Origin of the sequence: Microbacterium sp. Leaf159 (genome assembly GCF_001423615.1) — a bacterium.
Lineage (GTDB): Bacteria > Actinomycetota > Actinomycetes > Actinomycetales > Microbacteriaceae > Microbacterium.
The window spans coordinates 2,859,566-2,865,742 of sequence record NZ_LMOU01000001.1 but is presented as its reverse complement, the minus strand read 5'-3'; the positions used below and the strand labels follow the sequence as shown (position 1 = coordinate 2,865,742).

7 protein-coding genes are annotated in these 6,177 nt (G+C 67.5%); 4 read left to right on the top strand and 3 right to left on the bottom strand.

Going from position 1 to position 6,177, the window contains the following annotated elements; all coding sequences use genetic code 11:
• Window positions 1-47 precede the first annotated feature (47 nt).
• Both ASF80_RS13575 and ASF80_RS13570 read left to right on the top strand, forming a co-directional pair.
• Window positions 48-620 carry an HhH-GPD-type base excision DNA repair protein gene (locus tag ASF80_RS13575; protein WP_056311550.1) on the top strand — a complete coding sequence of 191 codons (573 nt, stop codon included), beginning with the start codon at window positions 48-50 and terminating at the stop codon, window positions 618-620.
• Window positions 617-1,042, top strand: coding sequence for a DUF1801 domain-containing protein (locus ASF80_RS13570; RefSeq protein WP_056311548.1), 426 nt, complete (start codon window positions 617-619; stop codon window positions 1,040-1,042). Before ASF80_RS13575 ends, ASF80_RS13570 begins: the two co-directional genes overlap by 4 nt.
• A gap of 45 nt (window positions 1,043-1,087) precedes the next feature.
• Here ASF80_RS13570 and ASF80_RS13565 read toward each other — a convergent pair whose 3' ends face one another.
• From ASF80_RS13565 to ASF80_RS13555, 3 genes are all read right to left on the bottom strand, one after another.
• Entirely contained in the window at window positions 1,088-1,570 is a 483-nt protein-coding gene (locus tag ASF80_RS13565; protein ID WP_056311546.1) for a hypothetical protein, read from the bottom strand.
• 77 nt (window positions 1,571-1,647) lie between these two features.
• Window positions 1,648-3,033, bottom strand: coding sequence for a glycine--tRNA ligase (locus ASF80_RS13560; RefSeq protein WP_056311543.1), 1,386 nt, complete (start codon window positions 3,031-3,033; stop codon window positions 1,648-1,650).
• Window positions 3,034-3,127: 94 nt separating this feature from the next.
• The gene (locus ASF80_RS13555; RefSeq protein ID WP_056311541.1) at window positions 3,128-3,817 is read right to left on the bottom strand and encodes a GNAT family N-acetyltransferase; all 690 of its coding nucleotides are present in this window, start codon (window positions 3,815-3,817) and stop codon (window positions 3,128-3,130) included.
• Between the two features lie 91 nt (window positions 3,818-3,908).
• Here ASF80_RS13555 and ASF80_RS13550 point away from each other — a divergent pair, with 91 nt between their 5' ends.
• On the top strand, window positions 3,909-5,372 hold the full coding sequence (locus ASF80_RS13550) for a peptide MFS transporter (protein ID WP_056311540.1): 1,464 nt from the start codon (window positions 3,909-3,911) through the stop codon (window positions 5,370-5,372).
• Between the two features lie 78 nt (window positions 5,373-5,450).
• Window positions 5,451-6,177 (top strand): MFS transporter (locus tag ASF80_RS19440; protein WP_414845666.1); only part of this gene is annotated, 727 nt, incomplete at its 3' end.

Genomic DNA, 6,177 nt, shown 5'->3' with positions numbered 1-6,177 from the left:
CCCCAGGGACCCGGGCACTGGGCTCCCGGGGATGCCAGACTGGAGGCATGGCCCTTCACATCACCGGAGACACCGCCGCTGACTCTCTGCTCACCGACAACCCGCTCGCGCTTCTGGTCGGGATGCTGCTGGATCAGCAGGTTCCGATGGAGACGGCTTTCGCAGGGCCGCTCAAGATCGAGCAGCGCACCGGAGCCACGGATGCGTCCACCATCGCCGGCATGGACCCCGACGAGTTCCTCGAGGCATTCAAGCAGACACCGGCTGTCCACCGGTTCCCGGGCTCGATGGCCGCCCGCGTGCAGACCCTGTGCCAGGATCTCGTCGATCAGTGGGGTGGCGACGCGTCGGCGATCTGGACCGACGGGAACCCGTCGGGCGCAGAGGTCCTGAAGCGACTCAAGGCCCTGCCCGGTTTCGGCGAGCAGAAGGCCAAGATCTTCCTCGCGCTGCTCGGCAAGCAGTACGGCTTCACGGGCGAGGGATGGCGCGAGGCCGCAGGCGACTACGGCATCGACGGCTCGTACCGCAGCGTCGCGGACATCGTGTCACCGGAGTCTCTGACCAAGGTGCGCGAGCACAAGAAGGCGATGAAGGCCGCGGCGAAGGCCAAGGCATGAAGCCCACCGGCGATGACGTCGCGGGACTCATCGCCCGTTCCAGCCCCGCGATCCGTCGTCGGGATGCCGAGACGCTGACTGCGCTGATGCAGGACATCACCGGTCGCGACCCGCAGACCTGGGGCACGATCATCGGGTTCGGCAGCTGCCGCTACCGGTACCCGACCGGAACCGAAGGCGACAGCGGGCTGCTCGGCTTCGCCCCCCGCAAGGCGGCGACCACGATCTACCTGTTCGACGGTGTCGACGCCCACGCAGGCGCGCTCGCGACGCTCGGCCCGCACACGACCGGCGTCGGATGTCTCTACATCAAGGACCTGGAGCAGATCGATCTCGACGTGCTCCGCGGCATCCTCGAGCGCTCGCTCGCGTGGGTCGAGGCCGGCGGCACGGATCAGGTCCAGCTCACCGTCACAGGCTGATCCGGTCAGGCTGGTCCGGTCAGGCTGATCCGGTCGCGGGATCTATCAGCGGAGCACCTCGACCAGCGCCACCCACGAGACCACGATCGCTGACACGATCGCGAGCAGGCAGCCGGCCGCCGCGACGTAGAGTCCAGCCGGATGGCCGAGGACGACGAAGACGCCCGCGACGAAGTAGGCCGCGATAGGCAGGAATCCCACCAGATACTTCAGCGGCCTGGCGCGATCGGCCGGATCCGGGTCGCGCGCGATGAGCACGGTCGCGTGGATCTGGGACGCCGACGCGAGCAGAGCTGCCACGAGTGTCATACTGCCGCGCCAGAGCGCGTCGATGCCGGGCACCAGCCCCAGCGCCGACACCGCGAGCGCGAGCAGAAGCGCCGCGATGCCCGCGAGCAGCCGCGCGGTGAGCGTGCGAGACTTCACGATCTCGCCGATGTTGACGCTCGCGGCCACGATCACGAGACCGGCGAGAGCCGCCGTCGCGCCCGCCATCGCGACGTTGAACTCGCTCCAGTCCTCGATCATGGGGTCAGCCTAGAAGAACTCGGTCGCCGCCTACAGGGGCTCAGCTGCCGGATCACGGGGATCCGGCAGCTGAGGGGTCATGCGCCCTTGAGACGATCCGCGAGGTACTGGTGCAGCTCGTCGATCGAGACACGCTCCTGCGCCATGGTGTCGCGGTCGCGCACGGTGACGGCGCGATCGTCGAGCGAGTCGAAGTCGATGGTGACGCAGAACGGCGTGCCGATCTCGTCCTGTCGACGGTAACGGCGACCGATCGCGCCCGCGTCGTCGAAGTCGACGGCCCACGAGCTGCGCAGCGTGTCTGCGACCTCGCGCGCGAGCGGCGACAGTCGCTCGTTGCGGCTCAGCGGCAGCACGGCGGCCTTCACCGGCGCGAGACGCGGGTCGAGCTTGAGAACGGTGCGGACGTCGGTGCCGCCCTTGGCGTTCGGAACTTCTTCTTCGCGGTACGCGTCGACGAGGAACGCCATCATGGCACGGGTGAGGCCGAACGACGGCTCGATCACGAACGGCGTGTAGCGGTCGCCCGTAGCCTGGTCGAAGTAGGTCAGGCTCTGGCCCGATGCCTCGCTGTGGCTCGACAGATCGTAGTCGGTGCGGTTGGCGACACCCATGAGCTCACCCCACTCCTTGCCCGTGAAGCCGAAGCGGTACTCGACGTCGATCGTGCCGGCCGAGTAGTGCGCGCGGTCGTCTTCGGGCACGTCGAACTGACGCATGTTCTCGGGGTCGATCCCGAGGTCGATGAACCAGTTCCAGCAGGCCTCGACCCAGTGCTCGAACCACTCCTGCGCCTCGGCGGGCGGCGTGAAGAACTCGATCTCCATCTGCTCGAACTCGCGCGTGCGGAAGATGAAGTTGCCCGGCGTGATCTCGTTGCGGAACGCCTTGCCGACCTGGCCGATGCCGAACGGCGGCTTCTTGCGGCTGGCGGTGAGCACGTTCGAGAAGTTCACGAAGATGCCCTGTGCGGTCTCGGGGCGCAGGAAGTGCAGGCCTGACTCGTCGTCTACGACACCCAGGTAGGTCTTGACGAGACCGGAGAACGACTTGGGCTCGGTGTACTGGCCCTTGGTGCCGCAGTTCGGGCAGGGCACGTCCGCGAGGCCGTTCTCGGCCTTGCGGCCCTTGCGCGCCTCGAAGTCCTCGATGAGGTTGTCGGCACGGAAGCGCTTGTGGCAGCTCAGGCACTCGACCAGCGGGTCGGTGAAGGTGGCGACGTGACCCGACGCCTCCCACACGCGCTTGGGCAGGATGATGCTGGAGTCGAGGCCCACCATGTCTCCGCGGCCGCGCACGAACGTCTGCCACCACTGGCGGCGGATGTTCTCCTTGAGCTCCGTGCCGAGGGGCCCGTAGTCCCACGCGGACCGCGAACCGCCGTAGATCTCACCCGCCTGGAAGACGAACCCGCGGTGGCGGGCAAGGGCGATGACCTTGTCAAGACGGGACTGTTCGGCCACGGTGGCTCCAATGGTCGGCGGTGGGAAAGCCCGTGATCACGGGCACATCAATCCTATCCGCGACCGCTTCCCCGAAGCACCGGGCCTCGGTTCCTCAGGCCGTGAAGAGGTAGCCCTTCTCGACGTCGAAGCCCGCGAGGGTCAGGCCGCTGCTCAGCAGGCCCTCCATCTGCGCGCGAAGGCGGGTGCGCCACTCGTGCGCGGCATCCGGGTCGTCGACCCGGATCGTCTCGATGTCGGACGGGATCTCGAGCGTCTCGACGACCTGATCGGATTCCGGGGTCTTCGCGATGTCGGCGAGCGCCCATTCGACGTCGAGCCGGTCGCTCTCGTCTCCTGCATCCCCACCGCCGAAGATGCCGTACCGGTTCACCGAGTAGCCGGTCACGCGTGCACCGAGAACGGTGAGGAAGAAGTGCGCGTTGCGGGCGACGAGCGGGTCGAACGTCCAGGTGATGCGACCGACATCACGCGAGAACGCCCACTGGCGCTGGTGCTCTTTGAGCTCCCGGCCCCAGCCGCGCCCGCGGTACTCGGGCAGCAGCGCGGTGATGTGCGAGTGCATCGCCCGGCGTCCGGGGGCACCGAAGAAGGCGATCGAGGCGCCCACCATCCGCTCTTCGCCGCTCTCGGCGTCGAAGAGACCGACGACGTAATTGCCGGACTGCTGCAGAGCGCGCAGAGTACCGGCGTCGATCACGCGCTCGGGACCCCGGATGGAGTCGAGCAGGCCCTGCGCGTCGATGATGAGTTCAACGGTGTCCAGATCACGGATGGTTCGCACGCCCCCAGTCTGCCCCTCCGGTCGCTGTTTTCGGAATCGCGTGACCCGAATGGTCTGGGATGCGCACGCTGACCGGGCGTACCGTGGAGGGATGTCAACCAGCGATACGACCGCCGAGAAGTCCGACACCCGGTTCTTCGGGCAGCCCTGGGCACTCGTCCACATCTTCGGCGTCGAGATGTGGGAGCGCTTCAGCTTCTACGGCATGCAGGGCATCCTGCTCATCTACCTCTACTTCTCGGTCAGCGAGGGAGGCCTCGGCCTGTCCCAGGCCGTCGCCGGTGGCATCGTCGGCGCGTACGGCGGGTCGGTCTACCTCTCCACCATCCTCGGCGCCTGGATCGCCGACCGGATGCTGGGCTCGGAGCGCGTGCTGTTCCTCAGCGCGATCGTGATCGTCGCCGGACACGTCGCTCTGGCCCTCCTCCCCGGCTTCGTGGGCGTCGGCGTCGGCCTGGTGCTGGTCGCCCTCGGCTCCGGTGGCCTCAAGGCGAACGCGACCTCGGTGGTCGGCACGCTCTACAGCGCGGACGACACGCGTCGGGATGCCGGCTTCTCGCTCTTCTACCTCGGCATCAACCTCGGTGCCTTCCTCGGGCCGATCCTGACCGGCATCCTGCAGTCCTCGCTCGGCTTCCACTACGGCTTCGGACTCGCCGCCATCGGAATGACGCTCGGACTCGTGCAGTACTCGTTCGGTCGCAAGGCACTGCCCGACGAGGCCCGGCGTGTGCCCAACCCGCTCCCCTCCTCGCGCTACCCGCTGGTCGCGATCATCGCGCTGGCGGCGATCGCCCTCATCGTCGTCCTGGTGCTCGTCGGAGTGATCAAGGCCGACAACCTGTCGACCATCGTGATCATCGGCACGATCGTCGCCGCCGTCGCCTACTTCGCGGTGATCCTCAGCAGCCGTCGCATCGACGGCACCGAGCGCTCGCGCGTGTGGGGCTTCCTGCCGCTGTTCATCACGAGCGTCGCATTCTGGTCGCTGTACCAGCAGCAGTTCACCGTGCTCACGGTCTATTCGGACGAGCGTCTCGACCGCAACATCTTCGGCTTCGAGATGCCGGTCTCCTGGGTGCAGTCGATCAACCCGGTGTTCATCATCATCCTGTCGGGCGTCTTCGCGGCGATCTGGACGCGCCTCGGAACCCGCCAGCCGTCGACCCCGGTGAAGTTCGCCCTCGGCGCGATCATCATGGGCGCAGCCTTCCTGCTCTTCCTGCCGTTCGCAGGCGGCGGTGCGAACTCCACTCCGCTGCTCGCGATCGTCGGCATCCTGTTCGTGTTCACGGTCGCCGAGCTGCTGATCTCCCCGGTCGGGCTGTCGGTCACGACGAAACTCGCACCGAAGGTCTTCCACACGCAGATGGTCGCCCTGTTCTTCCTGTCGATCGCCCTCGGCACCGCGATCTCGGGCTGGCTCGTGCGGTTCTACGATCCGAAGAACGAGGTGCCGTACTTCTCGATCCTCGGCGGCATCGCGATCGTGGTCGGCCTCGGCCTGCTCTTCGCCGTGAAGCCGGTGCTGCGGCTCATGAAGGGCGTGCACTGAGGATGCTGCGCACCTGAAGGCCGTTCCGGTTCTGGTTGCGCGCGCCTCGGGTGTCCGGGACGCCGATAGCCTGAAGCGATGGGAGAGAACGAAGATCGCGCGCGCAGAAGACTCTCCCGAACACCACCGAAGTGGGCGATCGTCGCGGTTCTGGCGTTCGCCGGGCTCTGCTCGTCGTTCATGTTCACGCTGGTCGTGCCGCTGCAGGCCGAGCTGCCCCGCCTCCTGAACGCATCTCGCGAGGACACCACCTGGGTCGTCACGATCACTCTGCTCGTCGCGGCGGTCGCGACCCCGATCTCGGGTCGCCTCGGTGACATGTACGGCAAGCGCCGCGTGGTGATCGTTCTGCTCGGGCTGCTCATCGTCGGTTCCCTGATCGCCGCTCTCTCCGGCTCGATCGTGGGCGTCATCATCGGCCGAGCGCTTCAGGGCGCCGTCACCGGCGTCGTTCCTCTCGGGATCGCGATCATGCGCGACGTGCTCCCTCCCGAACGCCTCGGCACCGCAGTCGCGCTCATGAGCGCCACGATGGGCGTCGGCGGTGCGATCGGGATGCCGGTGGCCGCCCTCCTCGCCGAGAACGCCGACTGGCACTGGCTGTTCTGGCTCGCCGCGGGTCTCGGCGTGATCGGCCTCGCGCTCGTGCTCCTCGTGATCCCCGAAGACGTGTTGCGCTCCCCCGGCCGCCTCGACGTGCTCGGCGCGATCGGTCTCGCGATCGGCCTCACCGGCATCCTGCTGTTCGTCTCGCGGGGAGCCGAGTGGGGCTGGACCGCTCCGCTGACCCTCACCTGCATCATCG